Source organism: Paenibacillus sp. FSL R7-0333, assembly GCF_038000365.1.
Classification (GTDB): Bacteria; Bacillota; Bacilli; order Paenibacillales; family Paenibacillaceae; genus Paenibacillus_AQ; species Paenibacillus_AQ silagei.
Window position 1 is genome coordinate 7,622,941 of the sequence record NZ_JBBOBZ010000001.1, and the last position, 22,471, is coordinate 7,645,411.

Annotated in this window: 18 protein-coding genes and 1 pseudogene; 10 read left to right on the plus strand and 9 right to left on the minus strand. The window is 47.7% G+C overall.

All coding sequences use genetic code 11. The features are described from left to right. Positions 1 to 12 precede the first annotated feature (12 nt). Positions 13 to 147: pseudogene (locus MKY86_RS32970) on the plus strand (M48 metallopeptidase family protein); the annotation flags it as partial. Here the strand turns inward: MKY86_RS32970 and MKY86_RS32975 are convergent. The 3 genes from MKY86_RS32975 to MKY86_RS32985 form a co-directional block, all read right to left on the minus strand. Further along, complete coding sequence (locus MKY86_RS32975; protein WP_076077165.1) at positions 138 to 1,223, minus strand: saccharopine dehydrogenase; 1,086 nt, start codon at positions 1,221 to 1,223, stop codon at positions 138 to 140. The pseudogene MKY86_RS32970 and the gene MKY86_RS32975 overlap by 10 nt on opposite strands. A 98-nt stretch (positions 1,224 to 1,321) precedes the next feature. Then, positions 1,322 to 1,642, minus strand: coding sequence for an ArsR/SmtB family transcription factor (locus MKY86_RS32980; RefSeq protein ID WP_036691332.1), 321 nt, complete (start codon positions 1,640 to 1,642; stop codon positions 1,322 to 1,324). 45 nt (positions 1,643 to 1,687) lie between these two features. Next, positions 1,688 to 1,885, minus strand: coding sequence for a hypothetical protein (locus MKY86_RS32985; protein WP_076077168.1), 198 nt, complete (start codon positions 1,883 to 1,885; stop codon positions 1,688 to 1,690). A gap of 163 nt (positions 1,886 to 2,048) precedes the next feature. Between MKY86_RS32985 and MKY86_RS32990 the strand changes: the two genes are divergently transcribed. Continuing rightward, positions 2,049 to 3,329: an AAA family ATPase gene (locus MKY86_RS32990; protein WP_076077170.1), complete on the plus strand. Its 1,281-nt coding sequence runs from the start codon at positions 2,049 to 2,051 to the stop codon at positions 3,327 to 3,329. A gap of 26 nt (positions 3,330 to 3,355) precedes the next feature. On the opposite strand, the gene MKY86_RS32995 is transcribed toward MKY86_RS32990, so the two are convergent. The 3 genes from MKY86_RS32995 to MKY86_RS33005 form a co-directional block, all read right to left on the minus strand. Beyond that, on the minus strand, positions 3,356 to 5,794 hold the full coding sequence (locus MKY86_RS32995; protein WP_076077173.1) for a S8 family peptidase: 2,439 nt from the start codon (positions 5,792 to 5,794) through the stop codon (positions 3,356 to 3,358). An 11-nt stretch (positions 5,795 to 5,805) separates the two neighbouring features. Beyond that, positions 5,806 to 6,765 carry an AAA family ATPase gene (locus tag MKY86_RS33000; protein ID WP_076077175.1) on the minus strand — a complete coding sequence of 320 codons (960 nt, stop codon included), beginning with the start codon at positions 6,763 to 6,765 and terminating at the stop codon, positions 5,806 to 5,808. 287 nt (positions 6,766 to 7,052) lie between these two features. After that, positions 7,053 to 7,280, minus strand: a complete 228-nt coding sequence (locus MKY86_RS33005) for a helix-turn-helix domain-containing protein (RefSeq protein ID WP_076077177.1) — start codon at positions 7,278 to 7,280, stop codon at positions 7,053 to 7,055. A gap of 122 nt (positions 7,281 to 7,402) precedes the next feature. On the opposite strand from MKY86_RS33005, the gene MKY86_RS33010 reads away from it, so the two are divergent. Further along, the gene (locus MKY86_RS33010; RefSeq protein WP_076077179.1) at positions 7,403 to 7,672 is read left to right on the plus strand and encodes a DUF6809 family protein; all 270 of its coding nucleotides are present in this window, start codon (positions 7,403 to 7,405) and stop codon (positions 7,670 to 7,672) included. Positions 7,673 to 7,803: 131 nt separating this feature from the next. Beyond that, positions 7,804 to 10,593: an AAA domain-containing protein gene (locus MKY86_RS33015; RefSeq protein ID WP_076077181.1), complete on the plus strand. Its 2,790-nt coding sequence runs from the start codon at positions 7,804 to 7,806 to the stop codon at positions 10,591 to 10,593. A 38-nt stretch (positions 10,594 to 10,631) separates the two neighbouring features. Here the strand turns inward: MKY86_RS33015 and MKY86_RS33020 are convergent, their stop codons facing one another. Next, complete coding sequence (locus MKY86_RS33020) at positions 10,632 to 11,432, minus strand: WYL domain-containing protein (RefSeq protein WP_076077184.1); 801 nt, start codon at positions 11,430 to 11,432, stop codon at positions 10,632 to 10,634. After that, entirely contained in the window at positions 11,419 to 12,732 is a 1,314-nt protein-coding gene (locus tag MKY86_RS33025; protein ID WP_076077187.1) for a helix-turn-helix transcriptional regulator, read from the minus strand. The genes MKY86_RS33020 and MKY86_RS33025 overlap by 14 nt, the downstream gene beginning before the upstream one ends. Before the next feature lie 176 nt (positions 12,733 to 12,908). On the opposite strand from MKY86_RS33025, the gene MKY86_RS33030 reads away from it, so the two are divergent. From MKY86_RS33030 to MKY86_RS33050, 5 genes are all read left to right on the plus strand, one after another. Beyond that, the gene (locus tag MKY86_RS33030; protein ID WP_076077189.1) at positions 12,909 to 13,712 is read left to right on the plus strand and encodes a nucleotidyltransferase domain-containing protein; all 804 of its coding nucleotides are present in this window, start codon (positions 12,909 to 12,911) and stop codon (positions 13,710 to 13,712) included. 136 nt (positions 13,713 to 13,848) lie between these two features. After that, positions 13,849 to 15,114 carry a class I SAM-dependent methyltransferase gene (locus tag MKY86_RS33035; RefSeq protein WP_076077192.1) on the plus strand — a complete coding sequence of 422 codons (1,266 nt, stop codon included), beginning with the start codon at positions 13,849 to 13,851 and terminating at the stop codon, positions 15,112 to 15,114. A 3-nt stretch (positions 15,115 to 15,117) separates the two neighbouring features. Next, the gene (locus tag MKY86_RS33040) at positions 15,118 to 17,727 is read left to right on the plus strand and encodes a metallophosphoesterase (RefSeq protein WP_076077195.1); all 2,610 of its coding nucleotides are present in this window, start codon (positions 15,118 to 15,120) and stop codon (positions 17,725 to 17,727) included. A 172-nt stretch (positions 17,728 to 17,899) separates the two neighbouring features. Continuing rightward, positions 17,900 to 18,349: a LytTR family DNA-binding domain-containing protein gene (locus MKY86_RS33045; RefSeq protein ID WP_076077197.1), complete on the plus strand. Its 450-nt coding sequence runs from the start codon at positions 17,900 to 17,902 to the stop codon at positions 18,347 to 18,349. Continuing rightward, complete coding sequence (locus MKY86_RS33050) at positions 18,342 to 18,752, plus strand: hypothetical protein (protein WP_076077200.1); 411 nt, start codon at positions 18,342 to 18,344, stop codon at positions 18,750 to 18,752. The genes MKY86_RS33045 and MKY86_RS33050 overlap by 8 nt, the downstream gene beginning before the upstream one ends. 93 nt (positions 18,753 to 18,845) lie before the next feature. Here MKY86_RS33050 and MKY86_RS33055 read toward each other — a convergent pair whose 3' ends face one another. After that, a complete protein-coding gene (locus MKY86_RS33055) occupies positions 18,846 to 21,227 on the minus strand; it encodes a GH36-type glycosyl hydrolase domain-containing protein (RefSeq protein WP_076077203.1) in 2,382 nt (793 codons plus the stop codon). Positions 21,228 to 21,480: 253 nt separating this feature from the next. Between MKY86_RS33055 and MKY86_RS33060 the strand changes: the two genes are divergently transcribed. Then, the gene (locus MKY86_RS33060; RefSeq protein ID WP_076077205.1) at positions 21,481 to 22,413 is read left to right on the plus strand and encodes a GNAT family N-acetyltransferase; all 933 of its coding nucleotides are present in this window, start codon (positions 21,481 to 21,483) and stop codon (positions 22,411 to 22,413) included. Positions 22,414 to 22,471: the final 58 nt, after the last annotated feature.

Below are 22,471 nucleotides of genomic sequence, written 5' to 3' on the forward strand. Positions count from 1 at the left end.
AACTCCTAACTCCATTATCGCTTGGTCATGGCGTCACTGGAAGTGATGGATTGTGTCATGATTCATGAACTGTACCATATTCACCGCATGAATCATGACCGTTCTTTCTGGCGGCGTATTGGTAGTATAGTGCTGGATCAGGAATAAGATACTTGAACACCGTATTGTGTGAAAAAGTGAGTGACTGCATCCATGTCCATGCGGTGATCGAACAAGTGCTCAGGATAATAAATGCCTGGAGCCATCGGCTCATCCGTAGACATCATCAGCAGTAAATTTTCGGCCTGCACCGCAGCGCCAAGCGCAGTCATATGGGTCTGACCGAGTGGATCGGAGACAGTCATCCTGCGTTCCACTACGTTACCCTTCGCATCCATGCCTTTCAACAGAATCACCAGGTGATGAGCACTCCCGGTTCCCGGATTGTACAATAATTTCCGTCTGAAAGGCTTGAATCGATCCCCACTAATCATCTTCCATATTCCGGTTTTGACCAGTCCTGCGAGTGCATAAGTGGAAACCTTATGATCGAAGGAGATGCGAAAGCTGGCAGAATCGATATGATGGGTACGAGGCAAGGTGACATGATCAGGAGTATCCAGTCTGTAACAGTGCGTCGCGTATCCATTTGGAAACTGTATTTTAACCGGGTCAGTCATGGGATAGACAAGCCGGCTCGTATTGGATTGAGTGATATGAAAAGGAATGCTCATCCGGTCCATAAAGGCTGCTGAATCCGGGCCGGCCTTATCCCGCAGGGAGTACAAGGCATGGATGTTAACTTCAACGTTCTGAAGCGATTTCGAGAGCATCATTGCAAACAGGGAGGCCGTTCCCGCCATCCATCCGGAAGAGAGAATCACGGGGGCATGAAGCTCTTCCTGATCTATTGTGCGGATCGCTTGCTGAAAAACTTCTGTCCAGCGTGTGACATCAATGAGTGGAATTTTTCTTCGTACTGCTGCTACCAGTAGTCGGTCATCCAGATCGTTCACCGCACTAATGATTAAAGTTATATTTTCTCCTGCGTGAATCAGCGGATCGACTGCCTGGGTATCAACAACAACCGTGTGCACCCGGTCCGATGGGAAAGGGGCTGCTTTGCCAGCAGAACGACCGCCAAGCACTAACTCCAGATCAGGGTGCCTGTCATGCAAAATGCGGGCAATCTGTACCCCTACAGCACCATAGCCTCCAGCGATGAGAACCTTTTTTCTATTCATTTGTTAACCTCCGTTTATAGGTTTATGTACTTATATGTTTAAACTATTGAACATAATACTGTGAAGAAAAGGAATGCGGTTCACCAGCGCGGCGTGCGCTAGCTCTGACATTCCACTTCTACGAGATGAACGAGCTGTTTGAGCAATTCGATAGCATCGTTGAACTCCAGTTTGTAATACATCTCAGTCCCTTTTTTCTGAACCGACAGCAGCCCGGATTGGCGCAATATTTTCAGGTGATGAGAGACTGTAGGGCGTGACATGGGAACATGCTCTGCAATCTGTGATACGTTCATGCTGTCTCGGTCAATGAGCAGCGATATGATTCGCTGGCGAACGGGATCTCCCAGACCTTGAAGATAAGGGCTTAGATTCTCGAAAATATCAATGACTTGTTGATTACCTATCGACTCGCTCATGGCTCACTCCGTTATAATGTTTAATTGTTTAAACGTATTATAGCCTTACATGCCACCAAAATCAAATTTAATATTCATGCCATATGAAAATAGCTGTTCCGCTTGTACGTTTTGAGTACAATAAAATGGGTGTATAATAACGATATTTTCTATGATGCCTGTACCAACGGCAACGTCTGCCCCTGGAGCAGCGGTCCACAATTTTATGGCGTCCGGGACTTCGAGCAGAGGTTCACCATTCAAGGCAATCTCTCCACCAGCAGAGGAACGGGCCGTCTTTTTTCTCTCGCCTTTGGGCCTATGGGAGAGGTGTCACTGTGCATCTCACTAGTGAGTATTACTATGATCATTATTTGCTATAATGAAAGGTATACGGGTAATACTCCATGTGAGAGGAGTGGTGAAGATGCTGAAGAATTTTTCGTTCCAGAGCTTTAAGAGCTTCGATTCATCTATCTTAGAAATTGAGAAATTAACCTCCATTATAGGTACTAATGCCGGCGGTAAAACCAATGCGATTGAAGGGATGAAGATACTCTCTGAGATCTCCTCGGGAAGAGAGCTGTCCATCATTCTGGATGGCTCTAAGAATGTGGATAGTGAGATCAGAGGCGGAAGTGTAGGCTGTCCTAGAATTGGGACGGATACATTTACACTAGGGTGTCTGGTGGATATTGATGAAGAGTACGACCTGGAGTATTCAATAACGATCAAAGTGAGCAATCGTGTTTTTGTGCTTGCCGAGCATTTGTTGAAGCTATCCTCTAGCGGCGCCAAACCGGTGACCGTTTTTCAGACTAAAGACACACCAGATGATTATAGCGATATTAACGTAGAATATAACAATGGACGTAAGGGGAGAAATCCCGAGGTAACCTGCATTCGTTCTGTTTCTGTACTATCGCAGCTATCGTCCAAGATGCCTACAACTACGGATAATAACAAGAAGAACGTGTCTTATATAAACCTGGTTCTGGAACGTCTGGGGAAGATCCTTTTCTTAGATCCCGTACCTGTCCGTATGAGAGATTATTCAAGGATGAGTGACCATGAGCTAAGACCTACAGCGGATAATATTTCTTCAGTAATTTATGAATTGTGCAAGGATAAAGGGGTCAAGCAAGAGCTGCTGAACGCCTTAAAGGATCTGCCGGAGAATGAAATTCTGGATATTGGGTTCATAGAGACTTCCATTGGCGATGTGATGTTCTGTCTGAAGGAGAAGTATGGTGAACGCTCGGAATTCGTGGAGGCCAAGCGTCTCTCGGACGGTACGCTCAGATATGTAGCTATTCTCGCTGCACTTATCACAGAGGACCCTGATACTATGATTGTGATTGAAGAGGTGGATAACGGAATCCACCCCAGCCGAATTAAGAGCCTGATCCAAACGATATCCAGACTAACCAAAGAGAGACAGATAGATGTCATCATTACTACACATAATCCAACCTTGCTGAATGCTCTGTCGAAAGAAGAATTGTTCGGGGTTGTTTTGTGTTACAGAGATCCTGACAACGGATCGAGTAAATTCTATTCCTTACCGGATTTGGAATCCTTACCGGTTCTTTTGTCAAAAGGTAATCTGGGCGATCTGACTGTCAGGGATGAATTAGTGAAGGCGGTAAAGAAGAATAATGAGAATAAAGTAATACTGAAGTTTAATAAGCATCTGGCTGCAAACTGAATAGTTTAATGATTGTTATTCAATCACTAAACTTGAGTTTCGATTTTATTTGTTACTAAATTTTCAATTGGTGTATATAAGTCGACGCTAGTTGCTGGCGTGGATAGCGTTACCATTAAAGAATATCTTAATTCTTTGTTCCATCGATTTAACCATGGTCGTTTTGCCCACCAGCCACTTATTGGGTAAACACCGATTATATTACTTGTTGCAAGCTCTGAAGCAGTAGTTTCCCAGATATCACTATGAAGGGATCCTTTATTTCGAGCATTTGGTCCTATTGTCCAATTTATACTACTTGGTTGAACCTTACCTTCATCCTCTTCCCGGGCTGCTTGATTGATACGTTTAATAAATTGTTCTTGTGTAGCTGAGCCATTAATATCAAACCTTAAGCCACAAGAGGAGTATGAGTATCTACTTTTCCAACCTACTTCGCCGGGACTCGGCTCAATAAAATAAGATAATGTTACCCTTAACTTTACATCAAGTTCACCAAGACTCAATAAAACTTCTTTTGGCCAAGGTAATTCATACAAGTGCATTTCATTTAATGAGACCGTACCCTTGCTTTTATTAAAAGGCACTATTGTTGACTGCATTACCATACTCACACTGTTTTTAAGGCTATTTAGTGCAACATCGAGATTAGGAACTCCATATCCACACATTCTGATCAAATCATGATAATGCTTTTTGTCAGATCCAGATAGTAACTGTTTTTTTAATCCTTCTGTCCAGTCTGCTGAATGTACTAGGATCCCCCTAACTGTTTCAGGCCATGCTTGAAGATATTTTTCTTGAATGAGTGCTGCCATCCAAGCTGCTTTTGCAGTTGCTGCGCTTGTGGCATTAAATACTGAAAATTGTTCACTTTGAAGTTTATGAGAGGTTGTAAGAACTGAATGATTTTCATCAGACCATGCTCCGAAACTATCCACCACCATATTTCCACCTTCTAACACAATATCCGGTTTGACTGGCCATTTAGTTTTATCCCAAACATAAGAAGTTGTGCTAAACGGTGATAATCCGCCTTTGGGTGCTAAAGGCTTATAATTATCATTTGGGGCATGTAGATCAGTATAAGCTCCAACTGTAAGAGCATTGCATGATTGTCCAGGATTTTGAACTATACTTGTATAATTGCTATCGGGATATTCAGCCTCGTTACTAATATCATTATTGCCTGCTGAAATAATAAATAATTTTTTGATATCATCAATATACCCTGATGTAAGTTCGTCGATTGATGCTGACCAAGATGAAGGGCGCCCATCATCTGATTGATAATTAGGAGCAGTGACTGCCATACATATTATTCTTTGCCTATTAGGATTATCAATGATTGCATTGCTAATTATTTGCCCTGTAATATCACCGTATAACTCAGGGGGATTTTGCCCCTTATCAGGAATGATTTTTAATGATTCAAGCCTATGATTTATTTTAACTTTATCAAAACCCATTAATGCTTCTTTCAAGTCACCATATGCAACAACTCCGCTCATATTAGTACCGTGACCACCAATATCTGAGCTTGTCCAGCTTAAATCAAACGATTTACAATCTTCATCTCTTAATACCGGATTTAGAAGGATATGACCGTTATTAACCCCTGTATCAAGAATACTTATGTATACATTAGTATCTTCTGAGACTTCCAATCTATCTAATAGGTCCGTTGCCCACTCAATTTGTTCGCTATTTTCAATGTCGATAAAGAACGAAATTGCTTCAGATGCTCTTCTCATTTCAGCTATATCATTACATAAAGATAATATATTTTGGAGCGCTTCTCGGTCTGCATTAACTAGTACAACTCTTCGCTCAGGAAAAACAATTGAATTATCTTTTATCTCAAGTCCGAGTGTTGTCTTTGCAACAAAAATAAAGTTATCGTAAACTGACTCACTTTCACTGCTAAGCCAGATTTCACACCAAACCTTGATAGTATTAGGTATCCATTTTATTTCATTAATAGACCAGAACGACTCAAGGATAGCGTGATTAATATCCTCTATACCATCTATTAATGGTGCATTTTTGGGTCTTCCATTAGATGTATCTTCATTCATATATGACTCAATTTTCTTAAGAAAAACATGTCGCTTATCTTTTGGAATAAATACAGTGGCAAACTTCTCTACTTTATCATTTACTTTTTTCTCGCGAATATTTAGAAGTCTTATACCATCTCTTCTACTTTCTAAACTCTCAAATTTCAAATCATACCCGGGTGCATTATGAAATTCCACGTAAACACCATCTCTTGTTACTGCCGAGACAACTGTTTTATTTGCTTCGCTGTCTTCATTCCAAAGATGATCAAACTGTTTTAATAACTTTTCACTATGTGTTTCCCTATTTCTCAATGGATAGTTTGAAACGCCTTGACCTTTGCCTTTATATTTGTGTGATTCAACGGCGTCGATATAAAAATGACCAAACCTTTCATTATCCATTAAAATTCCTCCTATGAATATGCTCCAATCTTTTCTCTAATCATTTGCAAAAGTAATTCCCCTTGTACGATTTTATTATCAGACATAATGGTTGCCTTAATCGCATCGTCACAAGCTTTTGATAATTCTGCATGGCTTAACGACTTGGCAGCATCTACGATATTATCCATGAAATCGTAGATCTGATTAGAAGAGAATTGTCCTAATCTGTTGATTATTAAGCTTGGAATCTGAAGTTCATCGGGTAACAAATAGTGAATAACATCATCGAACCTTCGAAATAGCGCAGGATCTAATTGCTTTGAATTATTTGTAGCCGCAATAATTATGCTTTCAGAATCATCTTGCTCAATAAACTGTAAAAAAAGGTTAAGTATTCTTCTGATTTCTCCAACATCGTTTTCTTTGCTGCGATCGGCACCAATTGCGTCAAACTCATCAAAAAAATAAACTGCAGGTTTTTCCTTAATTGCATCAAAAATACCTCTTAACTTAACCCCGGTTTCACCCATAAATTTAGTCATCAATTTGTCCATTTTTATCGTACATAGTGGAAGACCTATTTCAGTTGAAATTACAGATGCGGTCATTGTCTTACCAGTACCTGGAGGCCCTTCTAAAAGAATCTTTCTTCTATTACTCAAATGATATTTGCGCAATTTTTCTCGCATCTGATATTCTTTTAAAATACGTTTAATTCGATCTTTAATGTCGTTTGCAACAACCAACTCAGCAATCCTCTGGTCACTATAAGTAATTCCTATTAGTTCACTGATTTCTTTACTGAAATGAATTATCTTTACATCTTCATTCCGATTTTTATTTAGTAACTCCCTTATTTCCCTAGCAAATGAGGTGTGACCTAATTTGGCTTCATAGGCTGCTAATTGAAGTACTAAAGTTTTAAATCTATCGTCATTCTTTAATACATGCGCCTCAATAAGCATTTTTATTTGATCTGCAGTTGCCACATAAACACCCCTTTTTACAATATACTCCGCTCGCTATTCTTTAAGCTAATTCTATCAGAAATATGATTCCCACAAAGAGTGAGTTTTAACAAAACTGTGCTTTTATCTAAGTTAAATACAAAAAACAACCGTAATTTTCCTTAATTATGATGCAATTCAGCTGATGGCTGAATTTATCCTTAAAGACTGTCCTGCCTTCAACTCTACAAGGATTGAATTCTGGATCATCATTTACAAGATAATGAAAAGATGCCCTTGATACAAAGACGAAGCAACAGGTAACTAAATCAATCCCTTTCTTTACTGTCAGCCAAGTCAATAATCTCCCGTATATCCTGAATATTTAAAGCCTCTGCGATTCTGACGATATGACTGAAGCTAATGCTTTCTCTCTTTCCATTGGCTAGCTCGCTTAATGCGGCATGGCGAACATCAGAAAGTCTGGACAACTCCCGCATAGAAATTTTATGCTTTTTGGTTAACTCGGCTATTTTCACTACTATTCTCTTTCCCATTGGAATCCCTCACTTATCCTGAAATATTTGCATTGACTATACGCATAAGCGTACCGTATAATAAACTCACGGTTGGTACGTATAAGCGTATATTCCCTTAAATGTTTTAGAGAGGAGGCCCAATGCCAAACATTCTAGAATCGCTTTATCATGGAAGTTTATTCCCGAATGAGGATATTGTCTCCAAAGACCCTGACTACCGCCCGCTCAACAGGCAGATTACCGATTCTCTTGAGGCTTGGAGACGGAGGCTGTCACCGGATGAGTTCGCGGAGCTGGAGGCATTATTGGATCTGTATTCACAGGTGCAGGGAATGGATATGGCGGCTGCATTTGTATCCGGGTTCAAGACCGGGACGGCGATGATGATCGAGGTTTTAGTTGAGGGGTAGTTTTCTTTGGACACCGTGAAAGGTGTCTTTTTTGTTTTATTCGAATATTTTAATTCCATTGAAGGAATATCGTTACAATCTAAAGAATTTCCTACATATCAAACTCAAATACTCCATTATGAGGAAGTGCCATGGACGAAGATAAGTATTTAATATTAGTCAGACAAAAGGATCGCACTGCAGATATCGCTTCATATACACCATGCGGTACCAATATACAAGTGACGTTTCACAATTACCCAACTCTCTATAACTTTCTTGCAAGTGATGTAATAATCCTCAGCAATCCTGCTGCTATAACAATTACTAAAGAGCAGGTGATATTTCATTTGGAGAATCCTTTGAATAATGTAATGAAAGTGCTGGATTTTGGGCCTAGAATCTGCGTTTTTTTTAATAATGGAACCAAACGGGTGTATGAATCACAGAATGTCAGAATCGAGAACAGCGGCGTTAAGACCTCTGATGCACTACAAGTCATGGAGTATTGGCGTTCCATCTCGCTTCATCTCAGAAGCTCAGAAGAGCAGTCGGAAACGAAAGATTTTCTGAAAAAGCAGTTCGCCAAGCTCAACTTTGTGCATCCAAAGAGTGTATTGAGCCATTATGTTAATGGCTCTCCTGAGAGTATTGATGTTTCTACTGAAATGCAGCCGATCTTTCCCTTTCGCTACAACCTAAGTCAAAAAACAGCATTAGACCAAGCGCTACGCAGTAAAATTAGTATCATTGAAGGGCCTCCGGGTACAGGCAAAACCCAGACGATTCTCAATATATTAGCTAATTTGGCGGTCATGCAGCAGAAGAAAGTGGCAGTGGTGTCAGGGAATAATGCGGCAGTGCAGAATGTACGAGATAAGCTGGAGGCAGCGGGATACTCTTTTCTGGTAGCATCGTTGGGGAATACAAAGAACAAAAAGCATTTTTTTGCTAATCTGCCTACTGCGGAGGTTGCGGGGTGGGACAGTGAGATACCGGAAAAAGAGCTTCTGTCTAGAGTGCAAGAGCTGGATGGCCATATTAACCGACTGATGGAGTTAGATGTAGAGAAGGCGAGATTGAGGCAGCAGTTATCTGCGTATGTACTGGAGCAAAAGCATTTTGAGAATTATTATGCTGATCAGGAGATTGAATCTCTGGATAAACTTTCATTTTACCGGGAGACACCAGAGCGGATGCTAGAATTCATGAAGGATAGCCATCTTGCAGTGAGGAAGGGAAAAGAAGCGGGCTTACTGTACAGGTTTAAGCTGTTTTTTAAACATGGGTTTACCGACTTCAAATACTTGCGGGAACAGGGTGTGGATGTAATCCTGAATGTTCAGCGGAAGTTCTATTCTCTGCGAATTGAAGAGCTCTCGAACCGTATCAAACATATCGAACAAGAGCTTTATGCTGCAATGTATGTGTCCTTGTTGGATGAACATCAGCAGTGCTCTGCGCAGCTTTTTCGTCATAGACTGCATAAGAAATATCTTAATCTTCCAGGCGTTAAATGTGGTGTAGACGATTATCGGCAGAGCAAGAAATTTAAATCATTCATTAACTATTATCCCATTATCCTGAGCACGACTCATTCTTTACGTAACTGTATTCCAGAGAATGAGTTATTCGACTATGTCATCATTGACGAAGCCTCTCAAGTGGATCTGATCACAGGCGCACTTGCTCTGTCCTGCTGTAAGCGGGCAATCATTGTGGGTGACACAAAGCAATTGCCACAAATTGTGACGATGGAGATTCAGCAATTGGTTGGAGATACAGCATCAGCCGGTGTGGACGAAGCTTTTAATTATTTTAAACATAGTCTACTGTCATCTATGCTTGCCCTATACGGTGATCATATTCCCAAAGTGATGCTTAAAGAGCATTACCGCTGTCATCCCCGGATCATTCAGTTCTGTAATTACAAGTATTATAACGGTGATCTCATCACTTTCACGGCTGAAGAAGAGGCGGATCTGCCATTACTGATTTACAGGACTTCACCTGGCAATCACTTGCGTGAGGTTACTCGGGGAGAAGGCAAGGGAAAGTTCAACCAACGTGAACTGGATGTCATTGAAAGGGAGATTCTTGCGGGTTTGGAGGAAGTGGCATCCGGGCATCCGGATATTGGCTTCGTTACACCATACAGGAAACAGGTGGAGAAGGCAGCCGGACAGTTCACTGATGATATTGAGAGCGACACGATACATAAGTATCAAGGTCGTGAGAAGCCGATTATGATTATGTCGACCGTGCTGGATCAGACCCGTTCTGGCAAAACTGGTATGAAATTTGTGAATAATCCATGCATGATTAACGTAGCTGTCTCTCGTGCGCAACAGAAGTTCATTCTTGTAACGGATCATGCTCTTTTTCGGAAATATGGCAACGAAATCAGCGACCTCACGCGGTATATGGAATATAGCACACTTGATGAGAATGTGGTTGAGAGCGAAATTGTTTCTATATTTGATCTGATGTATACGGAATACGCAGTTAAGCTTCATGCATTTAGAGAACGAGCTAAACATTTTACAAGATCCAGGTTCCAATCAGAAAATTTAATGGAGGCATTGCTTACAGAGCTGTTACAAGAACCGGCTTATAGCGGATTTACACTTGGAAATCAGATTCTTCTTAAGAATTTGCTTAGAAGTGTAAATAAATTGACAGATCAGGAACGGCAGTATATCAAAAATCGGGCGTCTGTTGATTTTGTCATTTATCATAAACTGGATATGACAGCAGCACTGGCTATTGAGGTGGATGGATTTGCGTTTCATGAAAATAAACCTGAACAAATAGAAAAGGATAAGATGAAAGATCATATATTTAAAACCTACGGTCTGAAGCTGAAAAGATTTGCAACCAATGAAAGCTTAGAGGAGCAGAAGATCCGGAAGCTGCTGGATGAAATCATTCAATCGAGTTGAAAATAAATCTTGCCGGGATCTTCTATTTCCTCGTTTAATTATTCCTCCCCATACCTTCCCAGCGCCATCTCCGCCGACTTCAGCATACGCTGCTTCAGCTGCTCGCCCTGGGTGATCTTCACGCGCAGGCCCAGGAAGCGGATGCGGGAGAGCAGGAACTCGCTGTCGTCCCTCATGTAGTGGACGGTGATGTGGTAGATCCCCGTAGCTTCATCGAAGGCCACTGACTTATCGAAGCAGGAGAAGGTGGACAAGATCCGCGACAGCTCGGCATTGTAGACGGGAATGACCTGAATGCAGGCGGATTCCCTCAGACCGTCTAGGAGTCGGGCGATACGTGCCTTGAGGCCATCTATCCGGTGGGCGGGGATGGGAGAGGAATCGGCAGACACAATGTTCCGCAGCTTCGTGGACATGAGTGAGCGCTGCCGGGTGCTGTACCACTGTAAGTACCACTCCCGCTTATACATATTGTACTCCAGCTTGTGGGGGAAGCCGGATGGGGCGGTTCGTTCCCCGCCATGCTTGATCGCATATGTGAGCTGAATTCCCTGATTCTGCATGATGATGCGGCGCAGGGGGCGGAGCAGCGGATGATAGACCTGACGCTCCTTGCTGCGGGCCTTCTCGATGATAATCTCTCCTACTTCGATAGAAGCTTCGGCTTCCAGCAGGGAATTCATTTTACGTAAGGTTTCGGTTGAAAAAGCTTCAGCCGCCGCCGGATGCCCCAGCATCGTCTTCAGCCAGGAGCGCTCCTGTGAGGTTAACGCCAGGGAGCCGGTCTCTTCCAGGCGGGAGATGATCTGGAAGTTGAATATTTTCTCAAAGGGATTCATAGTAGCTCTTAATCTCCTTCCATTCCTCCATGAACTGCTTGCGTAGCCAGCGGGGCTCCAGAATCTCGCAGCTGGAGCCGAAGCTCCGCAGCCACGGCTTGATCTCAAAGATCTCATTCACCGTAATCTCGTACAGGAAGGTCGTATCGGACTCCTCCGTAATGGTTCCCCACTGCCCCTGCGCCTCGACCCGCTCCCGGATGAAGTTGGCGCCGGACCGGCTGGGGTTATAGAATCGGACGGCGACCTTCACCGCACGGTTGGTATCTGTTACCCAGCTATACTCCAACTGAGCCTCTAATTGCTGAAGTCTCTGCGCAAACTCCTCTTCTTCTACAGGCTCGCCCTCTTCAACCTGGGTCAGGCCGTCCATCCGTAATTTCTTAATCCCGGTCCGGCTGTGATAGCCGATCAGATACCAGCGCCCATACTGATGATCGTAGACGACACGCAGCGGAAGCAGACTGTCCGTAATCCCTGCCGATTCCCGCTCGAAGAGGGGATTGGTGTTCTGGGAGGTGTAGTTCATGCCTTTTTTGGGCGACAGATAGAGGAATTTGATTCTCCGCCGCTGCTGGATCGCCCCGTGGATCGTATAGAGATGAGCCTCATCCAGAATCCGTGAATGGTAATGATATTTGTACCGGTGGGTCTCCGTGGCTTCGGGGAGAATGTCCCTTATCCGCAGTGCCTTCTTCAAGGTGTCACGCAGGAGGTAACCCTGGACAGAAGGAATCTGCGTATTGGCAATGACATCTGTATAATCGAACAGGTCGAGCAGCTCGTCATCCGTAAGCTGGTCCAGCAGTTCGTTGGCTGCCTTGTACCGGTAGGGACGCTTCTCATTCACCCTTACAATCACGCCGACCTCCTCCAGGTATTTCAGGTCTCCCCGGATGGTCTTCTCGTCCGGCAGCGGTGAATCGGCGGGCATCTGGTCACAACAGCCGTCATGCAGTTCCTTGGCCGTCAGTTCTTCGCTCTGAAGTGCGGTTAACAGCAGCGTCAGCCGGATGCTCTCCGTCTCCTTCAGCGATTTCGCCCGGAACAGGAACAGGAGCAGCGGATCGGCCGATTCATAGTAATTGTAGCGGAGCCATTCAGATAGCTCGGTGCCCTGTTCTGTAGTCAGATCCTGCTGCAGGACGGTCACCATCTCCTTGAGATTGCGCAGCGTTTTGTCATAGGTATGTACGGAAATGCCGAGCCGCTCGGCGAATTGCTGCCTGCTGTAAGCTCCCCCGGCTAGTGACAGCATACGGAGAAACTGGATTTCTTTATCGAAGCTTTCCTTGGCCATATGTATACCTCCAGCCTGTAGCGCATTCATGAGTTGTAATAGTTAATACCTCTATTAAGCACCAGAGTTGCATGAAATGGAAGATTTTTGTCTGCCGCCATACTTTCACCCTGTTCCTCCTTGGCAAAATGAGGGAAGATAAGGCCAGCGAAACCGACTTGGAACGGAGGGATGGCATGAATCCTATCAATACGCTCATCCATGAGCAATTGAAGCAGATTGAACAAGAGGAGCAAGTGACGATCCTCTATGCCTGTGAATCGGGCAGCCGGGCGTGGGGGTTCCCCTCACAGGACAGTGATTACGATGTGCGGTTCATCTACCTGCATCGGCCGGAGTGGTACTTATCAATCTGGGATACAAGGGATGTCATCGAGCGTCCTATTAACAATATGCTGGATCTAAGCGGCTGGGATCTGCGCAAAGCGCTGAAGCTGTTCCACAAATCCAACCCGCCGCTGCTGGAGTGGCTGCAGTCCCCGATCCAGTATGCTGAGGAGTTCAGCGTGGCGGAGCAGCTTAGGGGGATCTCACCGTATACCTTTTCGCCGAAATCCTGTATGTACCATTACCTGAACATGGCCAAAGGCAACTACCGGGATTACCTGCAAGGGGAGCAGGTGAAGATCAAAAAGTATTTCTACGTGCTGCGCCCGGTGCTGGCCTGTGAATGGATTCACCGGTACGGGGAGATGCCGCCGATGGCATTCGATGTGCTGGTAGACCAGCTGATCCCGCAGGATGGGGAGCTATGGAATGTCGTGCAGCAATTGCTGGCCCGGAAGAAGTCGGGAGAGGAACTGGACCTGGAGCCGCGGCTGAGTGTGATTAACGAGTATCTGGAGGAGCAGCTGCAAGAGCTGGAGAAGACAGCGACGGCATACCTGAGTGCTAAGACGGACAATAGGGACGGGCAGCTTGATGCCTTGTTCCGGGAGGCCTTGCAGGAAGTGTGGGGGTTGAATTTAAATTTAAACTAAAAGTGAAAAGGATCGAAGGGGAATTTTGGAACTGGAGGAGCGATAGCGGCCGGAAGTCCAAAACTTCACCGAAGTGACGACTAAGCTTTAAGTTAGGTTTTGCTGATAATGAACGACCGACAGGAGGAAGACAATCATGGCTATTGTACAACTGAGATCAACGAACCCGCAGCTGAGCTTCATCATCCGCAAGAATCCGCAGAGCGGCATGCAGCTTCGCCCGGTCCGCCAGGGTATCGCTTACGGCTGGTATTCGGATGAAGCTACTTATAATGTGTATTTCAAGGATGCTGATAATGAGGTCTCCTATAAAAAGAACGAAGGCGAGAGCTTCGAGTACCTCAATGTCTCCCGTTACAATACCCCGCTATTCCCGCTGAATGCGGTGAATGAGTTCTTCTCTACCCCGTTCAAGGCGCGGGATGAGCGGGATGCGGAGGGGTATGAGCACTCTTTTACCATCCAGATGATTCATGTGGAGCGGCTGCATTACATCCGGTTCTTCGAGCAGCATCTGAAGGATTATTCGTTCACCCTGGAGCATCAGGCGCATAAGAGCTATTCCCTGACCATTACTACGCATAAAAGCTTATACCACCTCCTGCATGTGGTCAGTGTGCTGTCCTTATTCTTATCGATCTTCGGGGATGAATATATCGATATTTCGGACCGGATTCTGGACAAATATATCCGCAGTCTGAACGTGATGGACGCCCCTTTCTATATCCGCAGCCTGTTCGCCCGGAATCTCCTGAAGACCCGGGAGCAGTTCAAGCGGTACAAGGCGGCGGTCGAGCAAACGGAGCTGTATCCGATTGGTCTGGAATATGGCAGTACGGCGATGCAGCGGCGGACGTTCATCTCAGGTGTGCTTCCGTTCGATAAGCCCATTCTGGATATCGGCTGCGGGGAAGGCTTCTACGCCATTCCGTATGCCGGAAAGATCGAAGGTGCTTATTATGCGGTGGACATCAACGAGGAGCTGCTGGAGGTCGTGAACCGGAAGGCAAAGGCCAAGGAGCTCGATAACATCGTCACCTTCCGCTCGCTGGAGCATTTCCTGGAGCTGTACAACGGAGAGCAGGTGGATATCATACTGACTGAGGTTGTGGAGCATATGAGTGAGACGGAAGCGGCTGCGCTGATCCGGCAGATCATCCGCCATGTGGATTTCGGGCAGCTGATTGTGACTACGCCGAATGCGGATTTCAATCCTTACTATGAGCTGGAAGGCTTCCGGCACGAGGATCACAAGTGGGAAAAGGGTCAGGCGGCGTTCGAAGAGTGGCTGACTGCCACACTTCAAGGGCTGGGCGTAGAAGCCGAGTTCTCGCTCGTGGGTGACCGGGTAGGCGACATTCGTACTTCGCAGAGCGCGATTGTGCGCAGACAGGAGGGTTAGACCATGGACATTCAGACGAAGGTACACACGATATTCATGCTGGTGGGAGCGACGGAGTGCGGGAAGTCTACTTTTGCCAAAGAAGTGCTGATCCCCCAGCTCGGGCTTGCGGACAGCGCTACAGGTCTGCGTACGAATGTGCAGTACCTCTCCTCAGACCTGATCCGTCAGGAGATCTTGGGCTACGATTACGATAAATACGACCAGGTCATGCTGGAGGCCAGCTCGCATACGTTCGCGCTGTTGTTCGAGCGGCTGAAGCGGGTCACCTCCTGGCCGATTAATGCGGAGTTTGTCATTATGGATACGATAGGTCTCGCCGAGGATTACCGCAGCAAGGTGCGGGCGATTGCCCAGGAGAACCAGTATAATCTGGAGGTCATTCTGTTCGATTACCGTAAGCGGGAGGATTATTATGCCTCGGAGCGCTCGAAGAAGCTGATCTCGGGCCACCTGAACCGGCTGCGCCGCGAAGTGCTGCCAGTGCTGTCCCGTGAGGGCTACCACAGTATTCATAAGGTGCGGGCGAAGGATTTTCTGCTGGAAGGTCTGGAAGGTACTGATGATTCGGGGGAAAAGCGGCCGAACCCGGATTACCGGGTGCACATTCAGGACTGGGAGGCGTATGCCGCTGCGGTGCTTCCGCAGGAGCAGGAATACATTGTGGTCGGGGACGTACACGAGTGTGTTCAAGAGCTGCAAGGGCTGCTGCGCAGCTACGGCTACCGGATTGAAGAAGGGAAGCTAAGCGCTACGGATAAGCTGAAGAATACACGGATCATCCTGGCGGGCGACTGGATCGATAAGGGCAAGCAGACCCGGGAGATCACCCGGTTCTTGTATAGCAATCAGGAGCATTTCTTGTTCGTAATGGGTAACCATGAGAATTTCGTTTACAAGTACCTGCGGGGGGAGATCAAGGGGACTGAGCCGGAGCTGCTGAGAAGCTATTTCGATTCAACTCAGGTATTACAGGAAGATGAGGAGCTGTTCCGTCAATTCTCCGTGCTGGTGGAGAGTGCGAAGCCGTTTTACCGCTATATCGGGAATCGGGGGCCTTCCTTCTATGTGACTCATGCCCCTTGCCGCAACAAGTATATCGGGAAGCTGGATACGAATTCGCTGCGCCATCAGCGCAACTTCCGGCTGGACCGTGAGTCTGCGTACGAGCAGCAGCTCGGCTTCCTGAAGGAGGAGGCGGAGGGGAACCATCCGTTCCATCTGTTCGGACATATTGCCGCCAAGCAGACGTTCCGCATCAAGAACAAGCTTCATCTCGACACAGGAGCCGTGCATGGGAACGGGCTAACTTCTGTCCATATAACCTTCAAGCCGTTCTACAAAAGCCATAGATCCCGGCAGCAGCTATTGCCGGAAGAATTGCCGGTTCTCTTCCGCGAAGTGAGCACGGTCTCTGTGGAGGAGCTGAATGCGGAGTCCATGCGCAGACTGCACTATTCCTCGCAGAATAAGGTTAACTTCATCTCCGGGACGATGTCGCCAGCGGATAAGGATGAAGTAGCAGGCGAGCTGGAGTCACTGCGCAAGGGTCTGGATTATTTTGCCGGACGCGGGGTGTCTGAGGTGGTCCTTCAGCCTAAATATATGGGATCGCGCTGCACGGTGTATCTGTACCGGGACGTAGAGCATTGCTACGCGGTTAGCCGCAACGGTTATAAGGTCAAGGCTGTCGATCTAACGCCGGTCTATGAAGGGCTGCTGGACCGGTTCGGAACGTATATGGCGGAGCAGGGCATCCGTGTGCTGCTGCTGGACGGGGAGCTGCTGCCCTGGAAGGCGCTAGGGGAAGGGCTGATTGAACGCCAGTTCCAGCCGATTGGGCGGGCGCTGGAGCACGAGCTTGCATTCCTGAGGCAGCACGGGTTCGAGGAATCGCTCGGTGAGCTGATCCAGGCGTATGAAGCCAGCGGGTTCGAGCAGGACCAGCATCATCTGACCAAAGAAGCGCTGAACACCAGCTACGGCGCTCACGTATACCAGACGTATAAGCATGTCCGAGGCATCCGGGATGCCTATGTGGGGCTTGACCAGCGGGACGAGGCGTACCGGGTGTATAAGCAGCAGCTGGAGCTGTATGCTGGGGATGCGGAGCTTGCGTATAAGCCGTTTGCCATCCTGAAGGAAGTGCTGGAGAGCGGGGAGGAACGGCTGCCTGAGGGAGTAACCTTGGAGCAGTACCGCTTCCTGAATGACGATGAGATCCTGGTGCTGGATCTGCAGGAACCGGAGGCTTACAGCCAGGCCGAGGAGTATTTCGCCTCTATTACAGTTGAGCGGAAGATGGAGGGCATCGTCATCAAGCCGGAGCGCGAGCAGCCGGGAGTGGTCCCTTACCTGAAGGTCCGTAATCCGGGGTACCTGTCCATTATCTACGGCTATGATTACCGGTTCCCGCACAAATATGCCAAGCTGATGAAGCAGAAGAACATCGTGCCCAAGCTGCGGATGTCTCTTGCCGAGTACCGATTGGGTAAGCAGCTGCTAGAGATTAAGCTGGAGGAGATTTCGGCTGACAACAGCACTTACAAGCAGATTGCCGCGAACCTGTTGTTCGAGGTGACGAAGGAGAAGGAGATCGATCCGAGGTTATAAAAGATAGTCAGGCAGGCTGCCGGGAAGCTCCCGGCAGTCTTGTTCGCGTACCTGTTTAGCCGCAGAAGGAGCTAAAATGAAATAAAACGCCAGATTCCTGCAAGAAAACGCAGATTGATGGTCAAGACGCTTTTAGGATAATAATATGGGTGTTGAGAGGAGGTAGTGCCAGTTGGAGATTAGATTTGAAGCAGACAGCGGGATGGACCGGGGATTGGCCAAGGTCGTTACGCATCCGGCAGAACAGGAACAATGGAAACGCCTTGAGGCTGCCCTTCAGGCGGCAGAGAAGCGGATCACCGTCATCAATGCCCGCAATAACCGCCAGGTCACTCTGGAAGCGGGCAAGGTTGCAGTCATAGAGGCGGAGGGCCGGATGTGCAGTGTGCGGCTCATTACCGGAGAGATGTACCTGCTGAACACGAGGCTGAAGTTTGCGCTGGATGCGCTGGATGCGCCCGGGTTCATCAAGATCAACAACCAGACCATCATCAATACCCGCTATATCAAAGAATTCTCGGCAACCGCTAATGCGCGGGTGGAAGTCCTGCTGACGAATGATAGTTCTTATACTGTTAGCCGCTACTATATCAATCATTTCAGGAGGAGTTATCATGGCTAATCAGCTCAAGCAAGCATTCTTTCAGGTATTTACCCTTACGTCACTCTGGGTCACGCTGCTGTTAACGGTGTTCTTCAGGGATCAGCCAGTGGAGATGCTGTATCTGTGGCGTCTGGCGGTCATCGCCGCCATCGCTGCTGTGCTATTCGGCGTCATGTACAATGTGCTGTGGAATCACTTCACGCTGAAGCCGCTGTGGAATATTCTTATTGGATCGATTCTCAGTATTGCAGGCGGAATGGGCATGGTGTGGTTGTTCTCTGTCGAGATGTTCGATTCCATCAGTGCCTGGTGGCCTGGAATGCTGCTGTTATCCGTGATCCTGCATACGGTTGCGTTCTACTTCTATGCCAGAGCGAGCAGCAAGAAGTCGGCAGAAGAGCTGAATAAGATTTTGAAGTAACATGATGCGTGATGCCAAAAGAAGGAGAGCGCCTGGCGGGGCTGCTCTCCTTCTTCGTATATACACTATGCCGTTCCTTGGACCGGCTTGAAGCTAGCCCATCACGACCAGCACTTCGTTCTCTGCCGCCATCCGGGACACAGGAATCAGGTTGCCCTGGATTTCTTCGCCGTTGATGACGATGCGGGAGACGCCTTTCTGGACGCCGTGCTTGTTCTCTACCTGGATGCTCAGCTTCTTCCCGCGGAATTCGCGCACCATGGAGAAGTCGGTCCAGTCCGAAGGGACACACGGGTCCAGACGGAGGCTGTCCTTCTGCGGCTGAACGCCCATAATGCCCTCTGCCAGTGAGACCATAACAGTGGAGGCTGTGCCGGTCAGCCAGTGGACATGGGCCCGGCCCTGATACGGGCTGTCCTTGGACTCCACGAATTGGCCGTGGACGTAAGGCTCCAGCTTGCGGACCTCCGCATGGTCGTTCATGGTAGCAGGGCTGCAGTTCAGGAAGTACTCGAACGCGCGTTCACCGTTACCAATCATCGTCTCTGCCAGAATGAGCCAGCCCTGCGGTTGACTGAAGATGCCGCCGTTCTCCTTTGTTGAGGCATTGAACAGCGCCATCAGTGCTACCGGCAAGCCATATTTGCGGAACGGCGGGTAGAACAGCATCGTGCCGTAATCGGTCCGCAGATTGTCATAGACCTTGTCCATGGCGAGTTTGGCCTGTTCCGGGCGGGCCGCGCCGCTGAGCACCGACCAGCTCTGCGGATTGAGCCAGATCCGGCCCTCATCGTTCTCCCAGGAGCCGATGGTATAGTTGTCCTCGGTGAAGCCGCGGACGAACTGGTCGTTCTCCCAGGCATACTTCTGGATATTACCGTCCAGCTCCTCCAGCAGACCTTGCGCCCATGCGGCATCCTCCGGCTTGTTCTTGTTCTCCGCGATGCCCATGAAAACCTTGAAGCCCATGTACAGCTGGAAGGCCACGAACAGTGATTCACCCTTGGCGCCAAGCCGCAGGCAATCGTTCCAGTCCGCATGAAGTCCAACCGGCATGCCGTGGGCACCCATCCGGTCGAGACTGAATTGAAGCGCCTGCCGCAGATGCTCATACACCGTTGCTTCGCCTTGATCTGAATAAGGAATGACCTCATCCGTGAAGTCCCAGTTCCCGCTCTCATTCAGGTACTTGATAACCGTCGGGAACAGCCACAGGGCATCGTCGGCCCGGTAGTGGGGATGTCCCGTCTCCCGCACATATTCAGGGTCGTCCGGTGCTCCTTCATGACCCGGATTATGGTCGAATTTCACCAACGGCAGCCCCCCGCCATTGGACACCTGGGCAGAGATCATCAGCCGCAGGCGTTCAAGAGCCATCTCATGGTCCAGATGGATAATGCCCTGGATGTCCTGCACCGTATCCCGGTAGCCGAGCCCGTTGCGCAATCCGGAGTACTGGAAGGAGGCAGCCCGCGACCAGATGAAGGTAATGAAGCACTGGTAAGCATTCCACGTGTTGATCATATGGTTCAGATTGCTGCTTGGGGTCTGCACCTGGAAGCGGTTAAGCTTGCTGTGCCAGAAGGTCTTCAGCTCTTCAAGCTCCCGGTCTACCACGGACAAATCCTGGTAGTGGCTAAGAATGCCGGAGGCTCCCTCTTCATCATATTGTCCCAGCAGGAAGGCGACTTCCTTCTCTTCCCCCGGCTGCAGCTCCACATTGAGCTGCAGGGCACCGCAGGCATTGGCATTATAGTTCAGCGAGTTTGAGCATTGACCGTTCTCCACGGAGAGCGGATTCCCGTAGCTGCGGTAATCTCCAAGGAACGTATCGCGGTCCCCGTCATAACCGGCCACCTCTGCTCCGGCCGCGCCGAAGAATCTCCAGGTTTGCTCTCCCGCGATGTTTTCATTGATGACTTGAAGAATTTTATCATGCTTGTAGTAGGTCCGGGAAATAAACAACGTGTATTGCAGGTTCACGGTATCTTGCTCATAGTTGTTGTCATTGGTGAATTCGGCGAAGCCGAAGAGGGCCAGCTTGCGAGCCGCAGTGCCGTCATTGCGGATCTTCATGCGCCATACTTCATAGGTCTTGTTCAGCGGTACGTAGTATAAGGACTCGGTATGAATGTTGTCATAATCTGAGACGATGTTCGTGTATCCGGTTCCATGATGGCAGACGGACTTGTATTGCTCCAGATCCTTGCCTACCGGCTGCCAGGAGCCGGACCAATAATCCCCGTTCTCCAGGTCTTTGACATAAATGTAGCGCCCAGGCTCGTCCTTGGAGTTGAAGTGATAGCGGATATGCCGTCCGTTGGCCCCGGATTTCACGAAGCTGTAGCCCCCGGCGTTACCTGAGATAATCGCACCGTATTCCGGCGAACCGAGATAGTTGGCCCAAGGAGCAGGCGTATTCGGCTTCGTAATCAGGTACTCTTTGTTCTTGTCGTCAAAATGACCGTATTGCATAACCATTCCTCCTCATGATAGATGATAGGCAGGGCTATGAACGCGCGTTCATAAATGACCGAAGAATCCCGCCCAATTCCATTATAAGACAGTTGCGGTCTGACAATATACCCTATATTTGAGAAAACAACAAACAGTAGAGTCTTTTTATAGCAGTTTCCTATATTTGAATGGGCACATAGCCTTGTTAAGATCAAAAGGAAGGTCTATGTGAGTGCAGCCGAATGGCTGGAGGTATAAGGAGGAGTGCACGATGAGTGTAAAACAATGGTCTGAAGATACGATATCCTACGATTTAGATGGTGAATGGTCTATCCGCAGAGCAGAGCCCGAGGAGTGGGGAGTATATTGCTCCGTCTATTATAACATGCAGTATAACGGCTTTTTTAGAGAAGAAGGTTATACGAATCCGCGCAGGAATGCCTTTTGGATATACAAGGGGGAGAGTAGAATCGGCGGAGTCCGGATGTCACCGAATGTGATCTACCATCTCTTTGTAATCCCTCCGTGTAACGATTCATCCGGAATATTGAAGCAGCTTAAAAAGTTGTTGATTCAGTGGTCTGACCGGAAGGAACCGATACGGACCTATGAGGTTCTGCCGGATCAGGTTCAGCTATACGCGCGGGCAGGCTTCTGGCCGGATGAATTCAGATGCCGCTGGATGCAGCGGCCTACAGAAGAGTTCCAAGTGGACTGGGAGGACAATCTGCGGATTGAGAGTCCTGAAGTGGAAGTAACTGAGGAGGGAGGCAAACGGTTCATCCTTGCAGAAGAGATTGCCCGCTGTGATTTTGAGAGCTTTAGAGGGGGCTTAGATGCGACCCGGCGGAAGCAAACTTTAGTGAAAGATTTCCTGCCTACTGATCCTAGTTACTCTAATGAAAAATTAACACAGGCCTCCACACTGGTATTTGATAAGGCCACGGGACAACTCATTGCCAATTGCCGGCTGTGTCTGCAGGATCATGTGGCGGCAGTCTATAGCATAGGCGTTAACCCCGCCTATCGTGGGAGAAGACTGGCTACACGTATGCTGCAAAGAGCCCTTACCACTCTGAAGGGGACTTATCCGCTGCTGAGATTGTATGTAATGGAGGGAAATGATGCGGAATCTGTGTACTATAATCTTGGGTTTAAGCCCGGGGTGCAGGAGGTTCAGAAGATGTATATCCCGGTGAATTAACGAAATAAGCGATCCGCAAGATCAGCGAAGGCACCCTTAGGGGTGTCTTTTTTACTTT